The 23,604-nt window shown below is 60.0% G+C and carries 22 protein-coding genes; 9 read left to right on the top strand and 13 right to left on the bottom strand.

The features are described 5' to 3' along the window. Positions 1-55: 55 nt before the first annotated feature. From ftsX to OW521_RS19360, 10 genes are all read right to left on the bottom strand, one after another. Positions 56-970 (bottom strand): permease-like cell division protein FtsX, encoded by a 915-nt coding sequence (gene ftsX, locus OW521_RS19405; RefSeq protein ID WP_268021185.1) that lies wholly within the window; start codon positions 968-970, stop codon positions 56-58. Further along, complete coding sequence (gene ftsE, locus OW521_RS19400; RefSeq protein WP_268021184.1) at positions 967-1,731, bottom strand: cell division ATP-binding protein FtsE; 765 nt, start codon at positions 1,729-1,731, stop codon at positions 967-969. The genes ftsX and ftsE overlap by 4 nt, the downstream gene beginning before the upstream one ends. A gap of 163 nt (positions 1,732-1,894) precedes the next feature. Beyond that, positions 1,895-3,010 carry a peptide chain release factor 2 gene (prfB, locus tag OW521_RS19395; protein WP_268021183.1) on the bottom strand — a complete coding sequence of 372 codons (1,116 nt, stop codon included), beginning with the start codon at positions 3,008-3,010 and terminating at the stop codon, positions 1,895-1,897. Positions 3,011-3,077: 67 nt separating this feature from the next. After that, positions 3,078-3,554, bottom strand: a complete 477-nt coding sequence (locus OW521_RS19390; RefSeq protein WP_326493981.1) for a pilus assembly protein TadG-related protein — start codon at positions 3,552-3,554, stop codon at positions 3,078-3,080. Continuing rightward, entirely contained in the window at positions 3,551-3,943 is a 393-nt protein-coding gene (locus OW521_RS19385; RefSeq protein ID WP_326493980.1) for a hypothetical protein, read from the bottom strand. The genes OW521_RS19390 and OW521_RS19385 overlap by 4 nt, the downstream gene beginning before the upstream one ends. A gap of 166 nt (positions 3,944-4,109) precedes the next feature. Then, positions 4,110-4,532 (bottom strand): TadE family protein, encoded by a 423-nt coding sequence (locus tag OW521_RS19380; protein WP_268021182.1) that lies wholly within the window; start codon positions 4,530-4,532, stop codon positions 4,110-4,112. A gap of 3 nt (positions 4,533-4,535) precedes the next feature. Beyond that, positions 4,536-4,796 carry a hypothetical protein gene (locus tag OW521_RS19375; protein WP_268021181.1) on the bottom strand — a complete coding sequence of 87 codons (261 nt, stop codon included), beginning with the start codon at positions 4,794-4,796 and terminating at the stop codon, positions 4,536-4,538. Positions 4,797-4,909: 113 nt separating this feature from the next. Further along, positions 4,910-5,848: a type II secretion system F family protein gene (locus OW521_RS19370; protein WP_268021180.1), complete on the bottom strand. Its 939-nt coding sequence runs from the start codon at positions 5,846-5,848 to the stop codon at positions 4,910-4,912. Continuing rightward, positions 5,845-6,696 (bottom strand): type II secretion system F family protein, encoded by an 852-nt coding sequence (locus OW521_RS19365; protein ID WP_268021179.1) that lies wholly within the window; start codon positions 6,694-6,696, stop codon positions 5,845-5,847. The genes OW521_RS19370 and OW521_RS19365 overlap by 4 nt, the downstream gene beginning before the upstream one ends. Next, positions 6,696-7,919, bottom strand: a complete 1,224-nt coding sequence (locus OW521_RS19360) for a CpaF family protein (RefSeq protein ID WP_268021178.1) — start codon at positions 7,917-7,919, stop codon at positions 6,696-6,698. Before OW521_RS19360 ends, OW521_RS19365 begins: the two co-directional genes overlap by 1 nt. Positions 7,920-8,480: 561 nt before the next feature. On the opposite strand from OW521_RS19360, the gene OW521_RS19355 reads away from it, so the two are divergent. From OW521_RS19355 to OW521_RS19345, 3 genes are all read left to right on the top strand, one after another. Further along, positions 8,481-10,916 (top strand): polysaccharide deacetylase family protein, encoded by a 2,436-nt coding sequence (locus tag OW521_RS19355; RefSeq protein ID WP_268021177.1) that lies wholly within the window; start codon positions 8,481-8,483, stop codon positions 10,914-10,916. Between the two features lie 234 nt (positions 10,917-11,150). Continuing rightward, on the top strand, positions 11,151-12,212 hold the full coding sequence (locus OW521_RS19350) for a substrate-binding domain-containing protein (RefSeq protein WP_268021176.1): 1,062 nt from the start codon (positions 11,151-11,153) through the stop codon (positions 12,210-12,212). A gap of 191 nt (positions 12,213-12,403) precedes the next feature. Beyond that, positions 12,404-13,927, top strand: a complete 1,524-nt coding sequence (locus OW521_RS19345; protein WP_268021175.1) for a DUF2142 domain-containing protein — start codon at positions 12,404-12,406, stop codon at positions 13,925-13,927. Positions 13,928-14,018: 91 nt separating this feature from the next. On the opposite strand, the gene OW521_RS19340 is transcribed toward OW521_RS19345, so the two are convergent. Together OW521_RS19340 and rfbB are read right to left on the bottom strand one after the other, a co-directional pair. Next, positions 14,019-15,428: a bifunctional dTDP-4-dehydrorhamnose 3,5-epimerase family protein/NAD(P)-dependent oxidoreductase gene (locus tag OW521_RS19340; RefSeq protein ID WP_268021174.1), complete on the bottom strand. Its 1,410-nt coding sequence runs from the start codon at positions 15,426-15,428 to the stop codon at positions 14,019-14,021. 3 nt (positions 15,429-15,431) lie between these two features. Next, positions 15,432-16,430, bottom strand: coding sequence for a dTDP-glucose 4,6-dehydratase (gene rfbB / locus OW521_RS19335; RefSeq protein ID WP_268021173.1), 999 nt, complete (start codon positions 16,428-16,430; stop codon positions 15,432-15,434). Between the two features lie 441 nt (positions 16,431-16,871). Here rfbB and OW521_RS19330 point away from each other — a divergent pair, with 441 nt between their 5' ends. Continuing rightward, the gene (locus OW521_RS19330) at positions 16,872-18,395 is read left to right on the top strand and encodes a GH25 family lysozyme (RefSeq protein ID WP_268021172.1); all 1,524 of its coding nucleotides are present in this window, start codon (positions 16,872-16,874) and stop codon (positions 18,393-18,395) included. On the opposite strand, the gene OW521_RS19325 is transcribed toward OW521_RS19330, so the two are convergent. Further along, on the bottom strand, positions 18,392-19,168 hold the full coding sequence (locus OW521_RS19325) for a glycosyltransferase (RefSeq protein WP_268021171.1): 777 nt from the start codon (positions 19,166-19,168) through the stop codon (positions 18,392-18,394). The genes OW521_RS19330 and OW521_RS19325 overlap by 4 nt on opposite strands. A gap of 147 nt (positions 19,169-19,315) precedes the next feature. Between OW521_RS19325 and OW521_RS19320 the strand changes: the two genes are divergently transcribed. The 5 genes from OW521_RS19320 to OW521_RS19300 all read left to right on the top strand — a co-directional run bounded on the left by OW521_RS19320 (position 19,316) and on the right by OW521_RS19300 (position 23,604). After that, positions 19,316-20,548: a polysaccharide biosynthesis protein gene (locus OW521_RS19320; protein ID WP_268021170.1), complete on the top strand. Its 1,233-nt coding sequence runs from the start codon at positions 19,316-19,318 to the stop codon at positions 20,546-20,548. 144 nt (positions 20,549-20,692) lie between these two features. Beyond that, positions 20,693-21,457, top strand: coding sequence for a glycosyltransferase (locus OW521_RS19315; RefSeq protein ID WP_268021169.1), 765 nt, complete (start codon positions 20,693-20,695; stop codon positions 21,455-21,457). A 71-nt stretch (positions 21,458-21,528) separates the two neighbouring features. Continuing rightward, positions 21,529-22,281, top strand: a complete 753-nt coding sequence (locus OW521_RS19310; protein WP_268021168.1) for a glycosyltransferase family 2 protein — start codon at positions 21,529-21,531, stop codon at positions 22,279-22,281. Then, complete coding sequence (locus OW521_RS19305) at positions 22,281-22,715, top strand: DUF2304 domain-containing protein (RefSeq protein ID WP_268021167.1); 435 nt, start codon at positions 22,281-22,283, stop codon at positions 22,713-22,715. The genes OW521_RS19310 and OW521_RS19305 overlap by 1 nt, the downstream gene beginning before the upstream one ends. Before the next feature lies 1 nt (position 22,716). After that, positions 22,717-23,604 (top strand): glycosyltransferase, encoded by an 888-nt coding sequence (locus tag OW521_RS19300; RefSeq protein WP_268021166.1) that lies wholly within the window; start codon positions 22,717-22,719, stop codon positions 23,602-23,604.

Here is a 23,604-nt window from a genome sequence, read left to right as displayed (position 1 = left end):
TGGTACTTCCGGGTCATCGGCTGTCCTGTTCGCTGGAGGTCACTGCTTTTCATGGCTACACCTTGAGGTATCGGCGAAGGGTCAGGAGGGAAGATATCCCCGCAAGGCCGCCGCCCAACGCTATCAGGACCGGCGCTATCACGAGTACCTGGGCCGAGGAAATAAAGGGAGTATTCAGGAACTGTTTCGACAAGTCTCCGTTGAGCCAGAATTGGGCCACCAGCCACAGTGTGCCGGAGGCCAGCACGGCCCCGACGACGGCGGCAATGACACCTTCAAGTATGAACGGCAGTTGGATGACGGTTTTCGATGCTCCAACGAGCCGCATGATGCCTGTCTCCCGTCGCCTGCTGAACGCGGACAATCGGATGGTTGTGGTTATTAGCAGGACAGCGCAGAAGATCATGATTCCTGCGACCACCATTGCCGCAACAGATGCGCCATTCATCCACTCAAAGATCCGTTCCAGGACCTGACGCTGATCGCTCACGGTCTCTACGCCGGCTTGGGAGGAGAATGTTTCGCTGATGATCTGGTACTTCTCAGGGTTCTTCATATTGATTCGGAAAGATGCTGGAAGCTGATCCTGGGTTACCGAGTCAACAATCGGAGAGTTGGAGAACTGTTCCTTGAAGTGCTTGAACGCCTCAGCCTGGGACTCAAATTGGTAGTCGCTGATGTATTGCTTGACGGCAGGCGAGTCGAGCATCTTGGCCAGGTTGCCCTGCTGTTCCTTGGTCACTGCGCCCGAAGCACAGCCAGTCGCCGTCGAAGAGTCGTTGCAGAGGAAGATGGCGACCTGGACTTTGTCGTACCAGTAGCCCTTCATCTGATTGATTTGCATCTGCAGCATGCCGGCCGCGCCAACAAACGTCAGGGACACAAAAGTCACCAAGACAACGGAAATCACCATGGACAGGTTCCGGCGCAGGCCGCTGCCGATCTCGCCCAGGATAAATGCGAGCCTCACTGCTGAACCCCCTGCGCGCGGTCGATTTCCGCATCGCTGGCGTCCTTCATTCGCCGGGACTCCCCCACGACCGGAATCATCGAGGTGTAGAGGGCCCTTGCCTCGTCACGGACCACAATTCCGTTCCGGAGCTCCACCACGCGCTTGCGCATCTCATTCACAATGTCGTCGTCGTGCGTCGCCATGACCACAGTGGTGCCGTTCTGGTTGATCTTGTCGAGCACACCCATAATGCCCATCGAGGTGATGGGGTCCAGGTTTCCGGTAGGCTCGTCCGCCAGCAGGATGCCGGGCCGATTGACGACGGCGCGGGCGATGGCCACGCGCTGCTGTTCACCACCGGAGAGCTCATGGGGCATGCGGCGTTCCTTACCTTCAAGCCCAACAGTCTTCAGCACCTCTGGAACTGTCTCCCGGATGATGCTTCGGCTCTTGCCAATCACCTGCATGGCGAAGGCCACGTTGGCGAAGACGTTCTTCTGGGGCAACAAACGGAAATCCTGGAAAACGACGCCGATGCCACGGCGAAGCTTGGGGACGCGCCAGCTTGAAATGTTGGCCACGTTCTGGCCGGCGACGTAGACCGAACCGGATGTTGCCCGGTCTTCCTTCAGAATGAGTCGCAGAAACGTCGACTTACCGGAGCCTGAAGCTCCGACGAGGAAGGTGAATTCTCCACGGTCAATCTCAAGGTTGACAGCATCCAGCGCCGGACGGGCATTGGGGTCGTAGACCTTGGTGACATTCTCAAATCGGATCATGACTCTTCAGAACCCCGCCGGACATGCCACGTTCGGCCAGTCCAACCGCCAGCGCACGGGCTTTCGATGGGGGAAGTTGAGCGCCGGCTCTTCGACTATACGCACGCCCCGCTGCGGAATTGCGGGGTTGGTGCGGTGTGTCGCCCAATCGGACGGTCAGTGGCTACTCTGCGGCGTTGCGGTTGCCGGTGCGCCAGCGGATGCCGGCGTCGATGAAGTCGTCGATGTCGCCGTCGAGCACCGCTGACGTGTTGCCCACTTCATGTTCAGTGCGCAAGTCCTTGACCATCTGATACGGATTGAGCACGTAGGAACGCATCTGGTCGCCCCACGACGCCTTCACATCCCCGGCGAATGCCTTCTTCTCAGCATCTTCCTGTTCCTTTTTCAGCAGGAGGAGGCGCGATTGGAGCACGCGCATGGCAGCTGCGCGGTTCTGCAGCTGGGACTTCTCGTTTTGCATGGAAACCACAATCCCGCTCGGAATGTGTGTCAAGCGCACAGCGGAGTCCGTAGTATTGACCGACTGTCCGCCCGGACCGGAGGAACGGAAGACATCCACGCGGATCTCATTGTCGGGAATGTCAATCGAGTCGGTCTGCTCAATGAGCGGGATCACCTCGACGGCGGCAAAGGAAGTCTGTCTCCGGCCTTGGTTGTCGAAGGGGCTGATGCGTACAAGTCGGTGCGTTCCGGCTTCGACACTGAGCGTTCCGAACGCGTACGGCGCCTTGACCTCGAAGGTAGCTGACTTGAGGCCCGCTTCTTCGGCATACGAAGTGTCCATCACGGTGGTTGGGTAGCCATGGCGCTCTGCCCAGCGTAGGTACATGCGCATCAGCATCTCGGCGAAATCTGCAGCATCAACACCGCCGGCACCCGCACGGATGGTGACCACGGCTTCGCGTTCGTCGTACTCTCCCGAGAGCAAGGTGACCACTTCAAGTTCCTTGAGGGCCTTGCGGATTGAATCGAGTTCCGTAGCGGCTTCGACCATGGAGGCGTCGTCGTCTTCGTCCTGGCCGAGCTCGACAAGGACTTCAAGATCGTCGATGCGTCCCAACAGCCTGTTCAACCGCTCAAGTTCTGACTGCCGGTGTGACAACTTGGACGTAATCACCTGCGCGGACGAGGGATCGTCCCAGAGGTTCGGCTCACCAGCTTGCTCGCTCAGTTCTGCGATCTCTTCCTTGAGCTTCTCGACGTCGGAAACCTGTTCGATGGAGCGGTAGGTGGAGCGAAGTGCGCGGATTTCTGCGGGAAAGTCAATCTCAGCCATGGTTGTTCCAGAGTACGCCATCCTTTGCCCGGCGTGGCGCCGAGCAATGGACGTGTGAAGGCTTGCCTTAGCGGGTCAGTCGGGAACGCGCGGTGGATCGGGCTTCGATCGGAACGCCTTCGGCCAGTAGGAAACTGACTACGGGCGGATGGGCAACCGCCCTGAGCACCACCTCAGCCGTGGCTCTGTCCGGACTTCCCGTGTCCAGTCCGACGGCAAGTTGATCGAACCGTGAATAGGCACTGTTTTGGCTCAGGTACGACTCCGTAACGCTGCGGACCCTCTCGCTGCTGAGGACGGCCGAGGGCTTTTCAGCACCGCCTACTTGGCCAAGCGAATAGCTGTCTGCGGCTGCTACCGACGCTCCGTCCGCCAGGGAGAGAAGCTTCTTGTGTTCTATGTACACCGCAGAAGCCGCGGCAACGACCGTTGCCAGCAACAATGCGACCACCACATAGCCGATGGTCAAGACAATCATTTGGCCGCTCTCCCTGCCCTCGCCGCGGGACCCCAGCGCGTCTGCGGCCGAAGCAACGTCCGTCATCTGAACCGTCCGACGATCTGCGTGGCAGACGCGTTCAGATGCGCGGCATCCAGGCTCAGAGCCTCGCCGAAGGGCACCATCGGCAGCGGTACCGTGAGCTTGACCGTAACAGTGACAGCCGTCCCGGCAGAGAGACAGTCATCCCGGTCGCACGCGACGTCTACAGTCGCCCGCTGGGCGGAATGCCCATAGTCCTCGAGAGTCAACGCAGCAGCCTGTTCAGCGGCGACACGGCCTTCGGAGGCCTCCTTCCGCGTCACGTAAACTTTGGCGGCCTGGTCCGCTGCACCGACGACGGCGAAGGAACCACCCTGGACTTGCCCGATGGTGACGATGAAATAGACCACAGGAACCATGAGCAGAAGGGACAAAAGAGTGAACTCCACCACTGCGCTTCCCCGCTCTTGGGCACACCGTCCGGGGGCACGCCGCTCAACAGCACACTGTCCGGGGGCACGCCGTTCTGGGGCAGGCCGCGTGCCGTTGCTGTCTGGCCCCTCCTGGAGTGGCAGGCAGAGCGCCTCGCGGAACCGGGCAAGCCCAGCGCGGGCAAGATCAGTCGGAAATCGCGGCATGACCCCTCACTTCCAGTGCGGGGCCCGGTCCGATCAACCCTATGACTGGCAAAGGCGCCCGGACCGTCACTTCCAAGGTGCGGATTCCTTGGACGCTAGCCTCAGACGTCGAGATGTCCCGGGCAAACTCAGCATTCAAGGCAGTGCCGATCAGGTCCGCGGTGCGCTCACGCGCATCTGCCGGCGTCCTGTCAGCGAGAGTGCCGTAGCGTGCTCCGGACGAAGCCGCATCCATCAGGGTATTTCGCACATGCATCACGAGGGTCAGCTGGATGATGGCGAGGAGGAACACCGTCACGAGCCCTCCGACCAAAACAAAATCGACGACGGCGGATCCCTGCTCGTCCCAGCGACAGGCACCGGCTCGGCTCCCACAATCAGCTCCCCCGCTGCGGAACGGCATGGGCTACTTTCCCACCTTGCTCATGGCTTGGTTGAAAAGCCCTTCGAGAGCCGGACCGGCGAGTGCAAGCAAACCCGCAACGAGTGCCGCAGACATCAATGTGATCATGACCCAGCCGGGTACATCGCCTCGCTCGGGATGATTGTCTCCGGCCAGATACTTACCCGGGTCCATCCTTAGTCCTGATCCGGATAGCAGGAGAGTCCACAATTGCCAAAGCAAAAGGCCTGATGCGGGAAGGCCGCTGCGTCCGAGTTTCTTCATTATTCCCCATTTCCATGTGCAGGAATCCGTTGCGAATTTCCGTGCTGTTTCTTGTTGTGGACATTCAGCGAAAGTCCTTGTGATGGATGTGAAAAGTCGTTGTGGATCGCTCATTAGAAGCCAAGATTCAGCACGGCTAGACCCGGATATACGGCGAAGATCACGGTGAGGGGCAGGACGCCGAAAACAAGCGGCACCATCATGGCGATCTCCTTCCGGCCTGCCGCTTCCATCAGCTCGCGTTTGGCTGAATCACGGACGTCTGCGGCCTGGGCCCGCAGTACATCGGCCAACGGGGTACCGCGCTCGACGGCAACGACAATTCCGTCCACGAACCGGACCAGCGGGCCGAGCTCGGTTCGTCCCGAAAACTCGTGCAGCGCTTCGACCAGAGGCGTGCCGGCCCGCGTTGCAGCCAATACCAAGGCAAACTCCTTCGCCAATTCGCCGCGAGCCGTACGACACACGCGGTCGAGGGCACCGCTGGCGCTCTCCCCCGCGCCGACCGCAAGGGCCATCAGTTCGGCAAGGCTGGGGAATTCCGCCAACATCCGGCTCTCCCTTCGCTTAATCTGCACCCCCAGCAAGTAGTCGCGGAAAAGGAACCCACCAAGCGCACAAGCCAGGACTGAGACGACCGCAAGCAGCGGGCTGAACCGGCCCGCTGTTACCCCCATGATCACGGCGACAACCGCCATGGCAAAGCCCGCCGCTGCCCACAACAGCTGCTCTGCCCGAAAGTCCAATGCCGATTTTCCCGAGCCGGCCTTCGCCAGCCTCTTGTCGAGTGCGGCAGTACCGAAATTGAACCGCGTCAGGTGGTGCAACGCGTCCCGGAAAACGGGCCGCAGAATGCGTTCCAAAGGGCCGAACGGCGCAATGTCAGCGGTTGATGCCAGCAATCGGGACTCAAGGTTTTGGGACCTTAGTTGCGGTTCAATGCGTTCCGAGAAGGGAGTGGAGCGCATGAATGGCGCGCGAACGAAGATGAGCCACAGCCCGGCTCCCAGAACAAGACCACAAAACACGGTCATGGCAGTCAGTACAGTCATCGCAGCACTCTTTCGTCCTCGGGAAGGGCGCCGATCCGGAGCATTCCCCAGTAGCAGAGCCCCGAGACCAAGAGTCCGCCTCCCAGCACGCTGGCTCCTGCCGCGGAATTGTAAGCATCAACAGCTTCCGGCCTGCTAGCCAGCAGCATAAGGACGATCCAAGGAGCGGCAACCGCCAGTCGCGCTCCGTTGATAGTCCATGATTGTCGCGCCTCAAGCTCACTTCTGGTCCGGGCGCTCTCACGAAGGAATTCGGCGAGAGTTCCCAGAAGTCGGCCAAGATCGGAGCCGCCCACTTCTCGGGTCAGTCTGAGCGCTTCGATGATCCGGTCGGCAACGGGATCGGCCAGGCGCTCTTTCAGCTTGCCCAGTGCGGAATCGAAATGGCCACCGGAACGGTAATCCGCGCCGAATTCCCTGAAGAGCTGCCGCAATTCCTCGGGCCCTTTGTCAGCAAGCTGGACCAGAGCCTCGGGCAGCGAAAGTCCCGCTCGGATCGCCGAGCGCAGGTGGTCAACCACGTCTGGCCACAGCTCCCGGAGCATCGCTGTCCGTTTGCGCGCCCGCCAGCTGACAATGGCCAAAGGAAGCCAGGCGCCGAACAGGCCGAAGCATGCCGCGATCGAAAGGGAGGCTGTCATGATGAAGATCATCAACACGGTGAAAAGACCCAATCCCACACAAGACGCGATGAATCCCCTGACGCTCACTTTTTCGATCCCGGCGGTGAGCAGCAAGGTCTCAAGGCGTTTCGGTTTAGACTCCTTGACGGCAGGCTGTTGCTCCCAGGCGGACCACCAGATGAGAAATACACCCAGCCCACATAGAACACCCAACAGCGGCGCCATCAGTAGTGCTCCAAGAGCGTCGCAACATCAAAGCCTGCCCGGGCGAATTTCTCCGCAGCGGGCATGGAATGCGTCTTGGGTTGAAGGCGGCCATCCTGCATCGCGAATACCGTGGACGACTCAATAATGCCGTTTTCCACGCGTCGGCCCAGCGAAAGGACTTCGGTGACTTGCCGGCGTCCGTCCGCGTGGCGGCTGCAATGGACCACGAGGTCGATGCAGGACGCCACTGTTGGAACAACGAAGGCACTCGAAATGTTGTCACCGGCCAGCAGCGGCAATGTGCAAATCTTGGTCACGGCATCGTGGGCAGAGTTGGCGTGAACGGTACACATACCAGGAAGCCCCGAGTTCAAGGCAATGAGCATGTCCAGGCTTTCGGCTTCGCGGACTTCGCCCACCACGAGACGGTCCGGCCGCATGCGCAGAGCCTCTTTGACGAGTCGGCGCAGAGGAATTTCGCCGTGACCCTCGAGGTTCGGCTGGCGGCACTGCAGGCCGACGACGTCACGTAGCGGGAGTTGGAGTTCAAAGATCTCTTCGACAGTGATGACCCGCTCCCGGGAGCCGATGTTGGCAGCCAGGCAATTGAGCATGGTCGTCTTTCCAGCTTGTGTGGCTCCCGAAACGAGGATGTTGAGCCCGCTGGCCACCGCAGCTCCCAAGAATCTGGCTGATTGTGGCGTCAATGTGCCCAGTTCCACCAGATGTTCGAGCCGGCTCGCCTTGACCACGAATTTGCGGATGTTCACAGCCCAATTCCGGCGAGTCACATCGGGAATGACGACGTGGAGCCGCGAACCGTCAGGCAGGGCGGCATCAACAAACGGTGAAGAGAGGTCCAGCCGGCGCCCTGAACTTTTAAGCATCCGCTCTACGAGGTCGCGGACCTGTTGCGCACTGAGGCTAACCGACGTGAGTTCGGATTCGCCATTCCGGGCAACGTAGATCTCGTTCGGCGCGTTGAGCCAGATCTCCTCGATAGTTGGGTCGTCCAGAAGCGGCTGGAGTGGGCCGAAGCCTGCAACGGCGTCGAACACGTACTTGCGCGCTGTGTCCGGATGTCCCAGGGGAGGCAAAGGGCCAAGAAGGGCCCGCTCGTCGTAGTCACTCACGGCGGCCTCGACGAGCCGGTGTACTTCGACTGTTTGGCTCAAGGGGTCTAGTCCACGCCGTCGAATCAGCTCGCGGACTTCATCCTCGACGATGCGCAAAGCATCCATCTTCCCCCCAATGCAAAATGCGCCTCTGGCGCTGCGGAACCACCAACAAGGTTAAAGCTAGGGGAGGTTACAACATGGGACCAAGTCAAGTTGGGGCGGTTGTGGATAACTGTTCACCCACTCACGGCACGGGGCCGCTTTCAGGGAACCTGCGGTCGTTGGATTTTCCATAGCCCGTATGGTGTCGCATCCACGAAATCGGAACGAATTTCGCCCACTACTCGAGTGTTGGCGGTGATTAAATGCGAGTGTTGACACTCCGATTGGCCGCTCGTAGCGTCAAGTAATCAGCCGCGCGTTGCCGGCAGGAACCAGGCCCAGCACCTTCGCTATTACGCCGTTGACGCGCCGTCGGTTAATCATAAATGAATGCCCACGATGAGTACTGGCAACTCCGAATTGTGCAAACGGGAACACACACACGGCACTGAAGGTCTCACCAGTCAGGTTGCAGGCGCGACGAACGGACTTGGGATGCAAAAAAGGTGGATGGTGGCTTCCCGCATTGGGCGGGGGCTCCCCTATGAAGGCCAACAAACCCCTTCAAGGAAGACGGCTGCCATGGGGGCAGCCGCACTTCTCTTAGCAACACTCTTCAATACGGCCATTTTGACCCAGCCAGCGCAAGCCGCGGGCCCCTTGGTCGTCACGCTGACATTTGATGACGCCAATGCGGACCAGATGAATGCTGCGGCCTATCTGAATTCGAAGGGAATGAAGGGAACCTTCTTCCTTCCCTCCGGCTACCTCAATGCGGCCTCCTACATGACAACCGCCCAGGCACTCTCCCTCCAATCGGCAGGCAATGAAGTTGCCGGGCACACGGTTACGCACCCCGATCTGGCCCAGATGGACGCAAATGAGGTCAAGCGCCAAATATGCAATGACCGTGTCAATCTGACCAACATGGGCTTCCGGGTAACCAACTTTGCCTATCCATTTGCCTCCAGTACTGCCGCGGTCCAACAAACAGTCGCCGATTGCGGCTACAACAGCGCGCGCGGCCTCGGCGACCTGAAAAGCAAGGCTGCTCCCACACTGACCGAAGTGGCCGAACCATTGCCCGTGCCAACTGCGGACCTCTACTTCACCAAAGCACCCGATGAGGTGGACAACACTTGGACAGTTGCCGACATGCAAACGGTTGTGACCCAAGCGGAGGCTGGTGGCGGATGGGTGCAATTGACTTTCCACCACTTCGACTCCACCACGGATCCCCTGACCGTCACCACAGCCAACTTTCACGCCTACGTAGACTGGCTGGTGGCCGAACAGACGGCAGGGAGGATCGTTGTGAAGACGGTGAGCCAAGTCATGGCCGCTCAGTTCCCGGACCCGGCAAACCCAACGCTCGACGTGAACAAGCCAGTCGTCAGCGGACCAGCTCCACCACCACCCATCACTGTCGGAAATCTGATCCAGAACCCGAGCTTGGAAACGGCCGGCCCAGTGGCCACAGGGCTTCCGTATTGCTGGGCCATCGGCAAATTTGGCACCAACACCGCCACCTTTACCAGCGTGACTCCCGGTCACACCGGATCCGTAGCCGAACAGATGGTGATGTCCGGCTACGTGGACGGCGATGCCAAGCTCTTGCCCACCTTGGACTTGGGACAATGCGCGCCAAGCGCTACACCTGGCCACACGTATCAAATGTCTGCTTGGTATAAATCGACGGCCGCGACCCAGTTCGAGCTGTATTACCGAACGGGATTGGGCACGTGGACTTATTGGACGGCAAGTCCGAATGTTGTCGCAGCAACAGCCTGGACCCAGGCTACCTGGACCTCACCGCCCGTCCCGGCAGGGGCCAACGCCATCAGCGTGGGCTTGAACCTGCTCAGCAACGGAACCCTGGTCACGGATGACTACGGTTTGTACGACACGATGTCGGCGTCGGTTCCGGGCGCTTTCCAGTCGACGGCACCGAGCAGGTTCCTCGACACCCGCAACACCGCTCCCGTGGCACCGGGCGGAACTGTTTCCTTCCAGGTCGGCGGCGTCAACGGGATCCCGGCAACCGTCTCGGCAGTGACCTTCAACCTCACCGTCACGCAGCCGACGTCGTTCGGATTCGTCACCGCTTACCCATCGGGAACCACGCGGCCCAACGCATCCAACCTCAACTACGCGACCGCCGAAACAGTACCGAACCTGGTCACCGTTCCGGTAGGTGCCGATGGAAAGGTGACCCTTTACAACCAATCCACGGGAACAGTTCAACTCATCGCAGACGTCTCCGGATACTACCTCTCCGGCGCGGTGACTGCCCCTGGAGCGTTCCAGCCGATCGCGCCGAACAGGTTCCTTGACACCCGCAACGCCACTTCGGTGGCACCAAGCGGAACCGTCTCGTTCCAGGTCGGCGGCGTCAGTGGGATCCCGGCAACCGTTTCGGCGGTGACCTTCAACCTCACCGTCACGCAGCCGACGTCGTTCGGATTCGTCACCGCCTATGCCTCTGGCACCACGCGGCCCAACGCATCCAACCTCAACTACGCGACCGCCGAAACAGTACCGAACCTAGTGACCGTTCCGGTAGGTGCCGATGGAAAGGTCACCCTCTTCAACCAATCCACGGGAACCGCTCAACTCATCGCAGATGTCGCGGGGTACTATCTCGCGGGAACGCCTGTGGCGTCGGGAACGTTCCAGCCGATTGCGCCGAACAGGTTCCTCGACACCCGCAACACCGCTACCGTGGCACCGGGCGGAACCGTCTCGTTCCAGGTCGGCGGCGTCAACGGGATCCCGGCAACCGTTTCGGCGGTGACCTTCAACCTCACCGTCACGCAGCCGACGTCGTTCGGATTCGTCACCGCCTATGCCTCTGGCACCACGCGGCCCAACGCATCCAACCTCAACTACGCGACCGCCGAAACAGTACCGAACCTGGTCACAGTACCGGTAGGTGCCGACGGAAAGGTGACCCTTTACAACCAGTCCACGGGAACAGTTCAACTCATCGCAGACGTCTCCGGATACTTCTTGATATGAGTTCCTAAACACCCAGGGACCTTCACCCTCCGTCCCGGCCGGCATCATGCTGGCCGGGACGGAGGTGATTCCGCAGCATCTGACAGGTTACAGCGCGAGCCGCACGTGATGGGCATGCTTCTGTCCTTCTTCGTGCGCCTGGCTCCCGGCACAATTGCACCGCGACCCGCGGGTTGAACGGTTAGGGTTATCAAGACGCAAGTCTAGCGAAATCCGAAATCGAAAGGACCCCCGGTGCATGATCGGTCGATTCGCCGAGTAGCAGGAGGACTCCTGCTCTTGGGCATCAGCTTGGCCGCCTGTGCCAGTCCGCCGCCCAAGGACGATATCCGCGGTGCACTCACCGCGATTGGAAGCCCAATACAGAGCGATCCAATTGACGCTTGGACCGGGGCCTGGCAAAAGTCCTTCAAGGCAACATCATTGAACTATTCTCCCGACGGGTCCAAGGTGGGTTTGACGGCACTGGCTACAGGCCAGGCATACTTCGCCGCGCTTGACGCCCCCTTGACATCCCAGGACCAGGCCGCCACGAAGACACAATGCGGCCCGGACGGTGCTTTTAGCGTGCCGACGTCCATTACGTCCGTCGGGGTAGCCTTCAATCTGCCCAGCGTCCGGAGCCTAAAACTCTCACCAGGGGTCCTTGCGAAGATATTTTCCGGAGAGGTGACTCGCTGGAACGATAAGGCAATAGCCACAATCAATCCCGAATTGACGCTCCCGAACACGCCGATAGTTCCCATCACCGCAAGCTCGGCGTCGGCGCTGACAACGGCCAGCACACGGTACCTGTCGTCGTCCGCCGACTGGCCGTCCGGTGTGACGGACAAGTGGACCAAGATCCCCGGCGGTGCTGAGGTGAAGAATCTCCGCGACCTGGTGAAGAAAGTGGACGATACAGCCGGCGCGGTCGCTTTCATGGATTCAGCGTCGATCGGCTCAAGATTTGACACCGCTCTTTTGTCGTTCGGTGGACCGTTCACGCGGATGTCCAAAGACTCTGTGGCAGCAGCTGTTCAGGGCGGCACGTCCAAGACATTGGGCACAGGAGTCGAGTTCAGTCTTCCGGAAAAAACCGATCGCGGTTATGCACTCGGCACCGTCAACTATCAAGCATTTTGCACCACCTACAAGAATCATCAGATCGCATCCCTCGTTAAGTCCTGGGGAAACTTCGTGCTCAGCCCAGATGGCCAGTTCGCCTCAGGCTATTTCGCCGGAGTGGCGTCACCCAGTGAGCAGGCCCTGCAGGACGCGGCACGTCTGATAGGAAAGATCGGTAGTCTCCAGTGATCGACCCGTCAGTTACACACGGACACGCGAACCAGAAGACGATCTCGGATCAGCAGCTCGCTTCATCCGACCGAAAGGGGCTCCGAACTCCAAACCTTTCGCCTGGAACCAGGGCCGGATTTGGGTCCTTCGTACGCGTCTTCGCCTTCCTGTCGGCGCTTATCGCCTTGTGGACACTAGCTACTCCGCTGATGGCGTATCCCGACGAACCTGCGCACACCATTAAGGCGGCGGCGGTGGCACGGGGCCAGTTCTTCCCCCACCCCGGTGAATCCTATGGACACGGAGTCCACGTTCAGGTCCCGTCATACATTGCGAACATCGCCTCCCAAAGATGTTTCGCCTTTACCAAGGAGAAGCCCGCAGATTGTTCACCCGACATACCAGTTGACGACACCTACACCACCATCGGGGTAACGTCGGCCGGGTTGTACAACCCGTTCTACTACTGGCTCGTAGGCCTGCCAAGCCTGTTCATGTCCGGTGCGCCGGCGATCTTCGCCATGCGCATTGTCAGCGGACTGTTGTCAGCGGCTTTCTATGCCGCGGGTTTCACGGCATTGTCCCGGCTGCGTCACCCGAAGTGGCCAATGATTGCAGCCGCCGTAGCCACTACCCCCATGGTCCTGTTTCTGGCCATCGGAATCAATCCAAATTCATTGGAAGTCGCAGCATCAATGGCGGCATTCTGCGGCCTGGTCTCGGTCCTGGAAAACTCGAAACAGCTCAATCTGGCGCGTCCCGGCATCCTGGCAGTGGGGGTCTCCGCCGCAACGCTAGCCAATACCAGGAACGTGTCCTTGTTGTGGCTCCTCTGCGGCGCGATTGTGGCCTGTCTCTTCTTCCGAGGCTCAGATATTGTGGCCATCTTCCGGAACAGGGTGTTGCTCGTGGTTGCCGGGTTGTCTGCAGTGGGGGTGGCTCTGGGGGTCATGTGGAACTTCATCATGCTGGCAGCGCCTCCTTCAGCGGGCGAGGCGCCCTCAGGAATATCCAATGTGGTCGAAGGCCTCCGTCCGTCCAACGCCTTCGTCACCATGATGGATAGGGCCTTCGATTTCGTGACCCAGTACATCGGTGTTGCTGGCTGGCTGGATGCGCCGGTGCCCCAAGCCGTCCTGATGTTCTGGAATATGTTGCTCATAGCTCTCTTGCTGCTGGTCTTTCTGATGCGCCCGGCGCGGCTGCAACTGGGCTTCTGGGTCGCGATCGGCATGCTCGCAATAGTGCCCTCTTTGGTTCAGGCGGCTCTGGTCACCAGCAGCGGCTTCATTTGGCAGGGACGGTACAGCCTCCCATTGTTCGCCATAGCGGTCATTTCAGCCGGATTGGCCCTGCGGTTCCGAAGCTTCAAATCCAGCCTCTCCAGCCGGAGTCTGACCAAGATACTGCTCTGGGCCGCTTGCGCGGCGCACGTGTACGGCTTCGTGTACGTTCTGCGACGCTACGTCGTCGGGCTACCAGACTCCGCCAATTGGCTGATGATGTTGAACAATCCTTCTTGGCAACCGCCACTGACGTGGGAAGTTCTGACGCTACTCTTCGCATTGACTCTAGTCATTGGCGCGTCCCACCTATACCGCTTTCTCCACCCGGGTACCTCGTTCCTACCAGTGCGCATGACCCGCGCGTTGGGTTGGCTGCGTCTACGAGGTGGAGCCCCCGCCGAACGGACGACAACAGGGCACTCAGCCGAACGCGGGCGACTCGAGTAGGGCTTTCTCCGGTTGCAAAACAAAATGCAAAGGGTCTGTCCAGGCATTGCCTGGCCAGACCCTTTGCATTTGACCGTTTTCCGTTTGAAAACTAGCTGCGAAGATAGCCACTCAACCTGTCGGCGCTGTGGGCCGGGGTGAATCCGGTTCCTTTGATCTTGCTCAAATCAAGGATGCTCTTGAGGGGTCGTGGTGCCGCCAACTTTCCCTCGAAATATTCCTCGGTACTCACCCCTGTGACGTCGCCTGCCGACGCCCCGCAGAGCTCATACACACCGCCGGCAATATCGGCCCAGGACTGGGAATCGCCGTCGTTGCTGAGGTTGTATGCGCCAAACGGGGCTCTGGAGTCCAGAAGGTGCTTGATCCCGGCCGCAATGTCTTCGGTGAAGCTAAGACGCCCGATTTGATCGTTGACGACGCTCGGTTTGATCCCACGGCTCGCGAGCGAAGCCATGGTACGAACGAAGTTGTTTCCCTCGCCGATCACCCAACTGGTCCGCACAATGTAATGGCACGGAACAACGCTGACCACAGCGTCCCCAGCAGCTTTGGTCTGGCCATACACGCCAAGCGGGGTGAAAGGTTCATTTTCATCATGCAATTCGCGTGTGCCGTCGAAGACATAATCCGACGAGATATGAACCAACGTCAGGTCCTGCTCGATCGCAGTCTTCGCCAAGCGCGCCACAGCTGAGACATTCACCTGCCATGCAGCTGCCCGCCCCTCGGGACTCTCGGCTGCGTCAACGGCGGTGTAAGCGGCCGCATTGACGATCGTCGAGTAGTTCTTCCAGTTCCGTCCCGCAAACGACGCTTCCTGGGACAAGTCAAAGTCCGACCGCCCGGCGAACTCAACGGAAGGATCGCCGTCGTATAGTTCGCGCAACGCCTTGCCGAGCTGGCCGTCGGCGCCCACCACGAGTACCTTCCGAGCCGGCATAGGCACCACCTCCGCCAGCCGAGGGTGTGCTTTGTCCTTGTCCGACAGCTCTGCCTGTTCCAACGGCACAGGCCAGTCAATAGCGGCCGTCTCGTCAGCTAGGTTCAGGAACGTGTACTGGCTTTGGGCGTCTGCCGACCAGTGGTCATTGACCAGATAGGTGTAGGCAGTGTTGTCCTCGAGGGTCTGGAACGCATTGCCCACGCCCCTGGGAATGAAGATAGCCTGGCTGGGATCAAGCTCGGCGGTGAAGACTGCACCAAAGGACGGTCCTTCACGCAAGTCCACCCATGCGCCGAAAATCCGGCCCGTAGCCACGGAGATGAACTTGTCCCACGGCTCAGCGTGGATCCCGCGCGTTGTTCCAGCCTTTTCGTTGAACGAAATGTTGTTCTGAACCGGGCGGAAGTCCGGCAGGCCAAGGGCGATCATCTTCTCCCGCTGCCAGTTCTCCTTGAACCAGCCACGGTTGTCGCCGTGAACCGGCAAGTCATAAAGAACGACGCCTGGAATCGGCGTTTCGTGGGCCGCAAGCGTTTTCGAAAATTCCAGCGTCATCGTTTATTGGCCCTGTTCCTTGTAGCGAGCTTCCGTGGCCGCCTTCTGCGGGCGCCACCAGGATTCGTTGTCGCGGTACCACTTGATCGTGTCTTCGATACCGGCGTCAAAGTTTGAGAACTTCGGCTTCCAACCGAGTTCGTCACGCAGCTTGTTTGAGTCGATGGCGTAGCGGAGATCGTGGCCTGGGCGGTCCACCACGTGGTCGTAGGCATCGCGGGGCTGTCCCATGTGCTCAAGGATGAGTTCGACGACGTCCTTGTTGTTCTTTTCCCCGTCGGCGCCGATCAGGTAGGTCTCGCCGATCCGGCCCTTTTCGATGATTGCGAGGACGGCGGAGGAATGATCGTTGGCATGGATCCAGTCGCGCACATTCTCACCCTTGCCGTAGAGCTTGGGGCGGATGCCATCGATGACGTTGGTGATCTGGCGCGGAATGAACTTCTCCACGTGCTGGTACGGCCCATAGTTGTTGGAGCAGTTGCTGATGGTTGCGCGCAATCCGAACGAGCGAACCCAAGCGCGGACGAGCAGGTCCGATCCTGCCTTAGTGGAGGAATACGGGCTCGATGGGTTGTAGGGAGTGTCCTCGGTAAAGCGTTGAGGGTCGCCGAGTTCCAGGTCTCCATAGACCTCATCAGTGGAGATGTGGTGAAACCGCGTAGCGTGCTTGCGTGCCGCTTCGATGAGGGTATATGTCCCGATGATGTTGGTGTCGAGGAAGGGACGGGGGTCATGCAGGGAATTGTCGTTGTGGGATTCGGCCGCGTAGTGCACCACGACGTCCGTGCCAGCGACGAGCCCATCGACCAGGTCACCGTCAGCGATATCCCCCTTCACCAGGGTGACACGGTCCTCCGGGAGGCCGCTGATGGACTCCGGGTTGCCTGCGTAAGTCAGCTTGTCAAGGACAGTGACATTAGCGTCGGTGTTGGCCACCAAATAGTGGACGAAATTGGAACCGATGAAGCCGGCGCCGCCGGTGACAAGGATCTTCTGCATGGTGACTAGCTTACCGGCTTCCAAAAAACGCTCTTGTCGCGTAATCGGCCTCACCACCAGCACCAGTAGTCACACGAGTAACAATTGGATACCCTCAGATAGAACGATGGGTGGGGAGTGTCTCTACGCCCGCCCAATATCTCTCCGGGAGCAACCGTGAACAAGTCAAAACCTCGCTTGATGCTGCTATCGGCGGCATTAGCCCTGCCGTTGGCAATGACGGGGGTCACCGGCACCCCGGCGTTGGCCGCCCCCACACCGCAGCCTAGCCCGACGGCCACGCCGTCTCCAGCATCTCCTACCGCGTCGACAACGCCTGCGCCTCAAACAAAGGTTGAGGCGCCCGTCACCTCCGCCACTCCTGCACCGGCGACGGCGCCGACATCGGTCGCCCCAACTGCCCCCTCCGCCCCTCAAACGGGCGCAACTGCAGCGGGGACGTTGAGCGACGCCGACAAGCTCAGCAAGTTCGGCGCCACCATGGGGATGACTAAAAAGGCGGGGCAAGTCGGAATCGCCTCGGCGCAGCAGTCCAAGGTATTCTCCCAGGCCGGCAGCGAGCCGTCGGTCCCCGAGCAGCCGGCGGGGACCCAAGGTAGCCCGCTAGGGCTTGACGTGAGCGGTTGGCAAGGCAATGTCGACTGGAACTACGTCTCCTATATGAAGGGAGCCCGGTTCGCATACATCAAGGCGTCCGAAGGAACGTGGGCCTCGAACAGCTATTTCGCACAGCAATACAACGGTTCAGCCGCTGCGGGCCTCATCCGCGGCGCCTACCATTTCGCCCGTCCGAATCTGTCCCGTGGTGCGGACCAGGCCACCGCGTTTATCGCGAACGGAGGAGCGTGGTCCGGTGATGGAACGACTCTGCCGGGAGCGCTGGATATCGAAGGCCACCCGGATGCGTACAACGGTTCCCCCTACAACGAAGGCCTAAATTCCTGCTACAACATGAGTCCGTCCCAGTTGTCGGACTGGGTGGCCGACTTCGCGGGCTACTACTACCAAGCGACAGGTAAGGCCGCGGTAATCTACAGCACGGCCAGCTTCTGGAACACCTGCCTTGGCGGGACCACCAGGTTCTCGAATTCCAACCCGCTCTGGGGCGCCTCGTGGTTTACCAACAACCCTGCCAGTTTTGGAGGGTGGGGCTACTACTCCGTGTGGCAGTATGCTGACGACTACACCGACGCAAGCTACTCAACCAAGGCCACCTTCCCTGGCGACCAGGACCTCTTCAACGGGACCATGGACCAGCTACGTCGGTTCGCTTCCACTCCGGATACCTATCCGATTGGCCTCATTCCCGGCGCCACCCTACTTACCGGCAAATGGGGTGGAGACGGCAAGAGCTACGTCGGATGGTTCAAAGATGGTTTCTGGTGCCTCCAAATGCCGCGTGGTCCGCGGAAATGCTTCGGCTACGGGAACCCGGGCGACAAGCCCGTAGTGGGCGACTGGAACGGAACCGGAAGCGCCGGTATCGGCATCGTGCGCAACGGTGTCTGGTGGCTGGTTGGTGACATCAACACAATGGCTATCTCCAAAGTAGTTTCCTTCGGGATCGGCTCCGACACTCCGATCGTGGGTGACTGGAACGGATCCGGCCGGGACAGCATCGGCATCTGGCGCAACTCCAGCTTCCAGGTCAGCTACTCCATCAACAACCCGGTAGTGAATGAATTCACTGGATTTGGTGTACCTTCCGACACGCCCATAGTCGGAGACTGGACCGGTAGCGGCAAAACAAGCATCGGTGTGTGGCGCAACGGACAGTGGTGGCTTAGCAGCCGCATCCAATCCCCTGTGGTGTCCAATGTCTTCAACTACGGAATCAGCACCGACAGCCCGATTACCGGGGATTGGAACGGCGACCGCACCTCCACCGTTGGAATTGTCAGGGGTAATAGCTGGCAGCTAACCAACAGCCTGTCGCAGCTCTCGGTAGACGTCCTCTACTACTAGGAAAGCTGGCCCGGCGGCCCGCCCAAGGAGGGTAGCCGACGTCGTGCGTCCACCATGAGGCGGACCAGCACAACACGCGCGGCGAAGATAGTCGCGAGGGAACGCCACCCCCTGGGGGTGGCGTTCTCGTCGTGTATCCGCCGAAGCAATGTGGAATCGTCAAGGTGCGCAATGGAACCGGCCATATTTCCGATAATCGCCAGCCACAGGTCGTGGGATTCGCGCAAGTAGGAAGGCGCCGGCGCGAACGCACCCAGGAGTTCGCGCCGGAACGCCATCCCGCACCCATAATATGCGCGGTAGCCAACAAGGATTCCAAAGAGATTCGCGATCGACCTGCGTCCGTCAGCGGATCTGAGTCGGGGAATCGCTGGCCTTGGCCCGCCGCCCAGGACGTCGAAATTGCTGGCGACAACGGCGGACGACTGCAACGAGGACAGCATCCGTTCGAGCCTCCCCTCGATCCAGACATCGTCCTGGTCAGCCAGGAAAATAAACTCACCGCGGCTGGCCAGGGCGGCCTGCTGGAAGGAACGGACGTAACCTTGATTGGTGCCCGCTTGGATGAGTCTGATGCGCGGATCGTCAATGGCCATGATCTTTTGCACCGTGTCATCGGGAGACGCGTCGTCGACGATCACCAATTCGTCGTCGTCCCCCAACTGGGCAAGGATCGAGTCGAGCTGCTCGCCGATGTAGAGGGCTCCTTTGTAGGTCGCCATGCAGACACTGGCGCGTATCCGCGGGGTGGTGTGCTCGTTGCGCTTGTTCATGGCCTCACAGTCCGATTGTTCACAAGGAAGAACGGGGGCTTGGCACCCGCCCGTCCGACTTGCACCATCTTAGGTGAAGGCTTTCCCCGCAGAACCATCCCGTAAGATCGATGAAGACTGCCCGTGACCCAAGGACACTCCTGCCATATGAAGACCGTACTGCTGCGCCTTTCCGGGTTCACGGTTCTACCGCTGCTGTCCTTAGTTACGCCGCTTCTGCTCATTCCAGTGATTTCCAGCTTTGTCGGTGGCGAAGGAATTTCGAGCGTCATTTCAGGCCAGGCGATCGGCACCTTCGCGGCTACTGTGCTGATGTGGGGCTGGAATGTTGACGGACCTGTTGCCGTCGCGCGTTCCACCAGCGCCGCCGACCGCGGCAAGGTTTACCTCCGAAGCATGAGGACCCGTCTCCTCCTGCTGGCCCTCGTACTGCCCGCGTCTGCCGTCGTCGCCGCACTGGTTGCCAACCCGGCTTTCCGCGCGGAAGCAATCGCCATGTCCTGGGCCGTCGGTATTGCCGGAATGTCACCGTCGTGGTTCTGCATCGGCCTGGGCCAGCCTAGGTTGCTCGCCATTTACGACACCGTCCCTCGGTTTATTGCCACCGCCGCAGCTGCCCCGCTGTTGCTTTGGACACACCAGCTCTGGTTCTACACTGGCCTCCTCGTCCTGGCATCAATTGTTTCGCTGGTCATATTCCATCGCACCTTTTCCCCAGGCGGCCAGTGGGTGCCCCGCGATGTCCGTTCCGCAATGCGGGAACTCGCTTCGCAGGGCCGTACGGCCGGGATCAGCCTCGCGGGTAACGCTTACGCTTCCACTCCGACCCCGATCGCCACGGCAAGCACTGCGCCCGCCGCCTCCGGCAGCCTCGCGACAGCGGACACCCTCTATCGATTCGGCCTGTTTACCGTCGTTGCACTCGGCAACGCCTTCCAGGGCTGGACGCTCGAGCACGGCGCGGCGAGCCACCGCAAACGTCATCTGGCCGCCATCTGTGCCCACGCGGCGCTGGGCGTCCTGGGCGCAGTCGTGCTGACACTGGCCGGTCCGTTCGTCAGCAGCCTGCTGTTCGCAGGCAAGGCACAAGCCACCACCGAGCTGTGCTTCTACTATGGCCTCGCGTTTCTGTTCCTGAGCGCCAGCACCCCCTTCATTCGGAATCTGCTTATTCCCGCGGGTCAACAACAGCTCGTCCTTCTATGGACGGTGGTCTCCGCACTCCTCGGCGTCGCAGCCATGGTCTGGTCCGGGACATCCGGCAACGCCCCAGGCATTGCCCTCGGAATGGCCCTCAGTGAGGCCGTGCTTTTCTTGGCCCTGCTGATTCCTGGATTCAAAATCGTGAACACAGAAAGGCCGAGTCATGCAGACAAGTGAAACTCGGGCGGTCGTCGCTATCATCGCCGCCTATCGCCCGGATCTTTCCCTCGAGCAGGGTGTGCGTCAATTAGTCCAGCAGGGCGTCCGCGTCCTTGTGGTCGACGACGGATCCCCTCGGGCTCCGAGGGCGTCTTCGCGCAATTGGCCAAGACAGGCGCCCGGATAATCCATCAGCAGGAGAATGCAGGGATCGCCGCTGCGCTCAATGCCGGCATCTCAGCCGCACGAACCGATGGCGATCCGGACTACGTCCTAACCCTGGACCAAGACTCCCGGCTCAACCCCCTCTACGTCCAAAACGCAATCGAGACACTGCAGCGAGCAACTTCGGCGGGAATCGACGTCGGCTTCGTCTGCGCGTCTTCATACAGTGGGCATGCCGTCCCGACCATGGGCACCGTGGGTGGGTTCACCAAGGCTTTTGATCCCATGCAATCAGGCTTCATGATCCCTGTCGGAACAATCGACCGGGTGGGTGTCTTCGACGCCGGACTGTTCATCGACGGCGTGGACTCCGAATACACCATGCGTGTGCGCGGCACCGGACTCCAAGTCCTGGTCGGGGAAGGCTGCGACATCGACCACGACCTTGGCCAGCGTGATCGTGCGCGCCTTCTGGGCCGGCCCCTCGTGGTATTTGGCCGCGAGATCTCTTTTAACTACCACTCCCCCAGCCGCGTTTACTACATCTGCCGGAACGGGGCAGCACTCACTCGAAGGTATGCCCTCAGCGCCCCGGGATGGACGCTCCGGAGGCTGGTGGAGGAAGGCAAGGCGCATGTGTTGCGATTTGCTTTCAGCCCCGGCAAGCGCAAGCTGATTTTGGCGGCCATGGCGGGATTTGCCGACGCCCTGAGGGGACGCACGGGCAGGATCCCTGCCGACCTGGAACAAAGACTCAAATAACGGACCCGCGAACTGAGGGCACGACATGCCTCGTCGGCGACTCTGTTTGGAATTGATATAGTTTGGACACCATGGAACCAACCCCCACAGCCCGCGTTCTGGTCATCATGCCAGCCTGGAATGAAGCCGAAGCGGTCGGCAACACGGTGCGTGAAGTGCTCGCGACAAGTGGCCGTTACGACGTTCTGGTCGTCAACGACGGCTCAACAGACAACACCGCGGCTGTCGCGGAAGCTGCTGGCGCAACGGTCCTCAACCTCCCTTTCAACCTCGGTGTAGGCGGTGCAATGCGCGCCGGGTTCAAGTACGCTCGTCGGCTTGGCTACCACCAAGTAATTCAGGTTGACTCTGACGGCCAGCACGATCCAAGCAGCATCGAAGAAGTACTGGCAGGGCTTCGCCATGCAGACATTTCGATTGGCGCCCGCTTTGCTGATCGCGGAAACTACAAAGTCAGCGGTCCGCGCAAGTGGGCGATGCTCTTCCTGGCCAAGGTGATTTCATCTTTGGCGAAGACTCGGCTCACAGACGTCACCAGCGGTTTCCGCGCCGGCAATGACCGGGCCATCAGCCAGTACTTGGATCATTACCCGGCGGAGTACCTCGGAGATACGATTGATTCCCTTGTAGTAGCGATCCGCTCGGGATGCACTGTGACACAAGTCCCCGTCGAAATGCGCGTCAGGCAAGGCGGCACCCCCAGCCACAATCCCGCGAAAGCTGCAATCTATCTTGGAAGGTCAGTGTTTGCCCTGCTCTTTGCCCTGACTCGCAAACGGTCCACCCCGGCTGCCCTCGCCCCTGAAGTCGCAGGAGTCCGCTAATGGGAAATCTCGCTGCGTTCCTCTTGGCCTTGATCATAGTCGCGCTGGTATTCGAAATGCTCCGGCGGAAGAAGCTGCGGGAAAAGTACGCCGCGTTGTGGCTGATCGTCGGCGTCGCTACGCTCATCCTTGCTGCTTTCCCGTATTTGCTGAATATCGTCGCTGAACTTGTGGGTATCCAAGTACCCTCAAACCTCCTCTTTGCAATGAGCATCCTGATGCTTCTTGGGGTCTGCCTACACCTCTCCTGGGAAATCTCAGTCGTGGAGGATGAAACCCGCTCGTTAGCCGAAGAAGTAGCCATTCTCCGGGCGCAGCTGGAATCCCTCTCGGAGGCGGTACCAGCAAGCCGGGCCGTCAATCCATCGGCCAGTGAAACGGACGCTCCATCAGCCCCAGTCTCTAGAAAATCAAGCGAAGGTTTTGACGCATAACATGCCCCTCGACATCTTGATCCCCTATTGGGGAGACCCCGGATACATGAAAGAAACCGTCAACAGTGTCCTCGCCCAGAACAACGGCGATTGGCTTTTGACGGTCGTCGATGACGCGTACCCAGGTACCGAAATCAGCGACTTCATGGCCGGGATCCAAGACCCGCGAGTTAAATACATCCGCAAGGATCAGAACGCCGGCATTACGGAGAACTACCGAACCTGTGTTTCACTCGCCACACAGGAGATGATGGTAATCTTGGGTTGCGATGACGTCTTGCTACCGAACTACGTGGATGTCATCCTCTCCGCCCATGCTAGCTTCCCCGATGCCGCCCTCATCCAGCCCGGTGTTGAGGTCATCGACGAAAATGGACAGGCAGTAGCTACGCTTGTTGATGTGGTGAAGCAGAGGATCATCAAGCCGCGGGGCGGTGGACGGCAGCTGATGGCCGGAGAGGCAATAGCCACCAACCTCATGCACGGCGACTGGCTGTACTGGCCGTCCTTGGCCTTCCGCACGGACAAGATCCGGAAGGTAGATTTCCGCGACGGCTTCCCGATCATCCAGGATCTCGCCTTGATCATGGACATGATCTACAACGGCGATCAGCTGCTGATCGATCCCGAGCTTTGCTTCCAGTACCGAAGGCATTCAAACAGTGCATCCTCGACAAAACTCGTGGATGGCTCCCGTTTTGCCGGCGAGAGGGAATATTTTGAGGTCTCCGCAGCCCAGGCCGATGAACTCGGTTGGACGAAGGCGGCCCGGTCGGCAAGGCTCAGGCTAACCTCCCGCGCGCACGCGGCAGCCCTTCTTCCGAAGGCGGCCGTGAGTCGCAACAACGCCGCCGTCAAGGCACTCGTCCGACACACTTTCGGAAAATAA

This window comes from Arthrobacter sp. MMS18-M83 (assembly GCF_026683955.1).
Taxonomy (GTDB): Bacteria; Actinomycetota; Actinomycetes; order Actinomycetales; family Micrococcaceae; genus Arthrobacter.
Note: the sequence above shows the minus strand (reverse complement) of the source record. Positions and strands in the feature narration are given on the sequence as shown.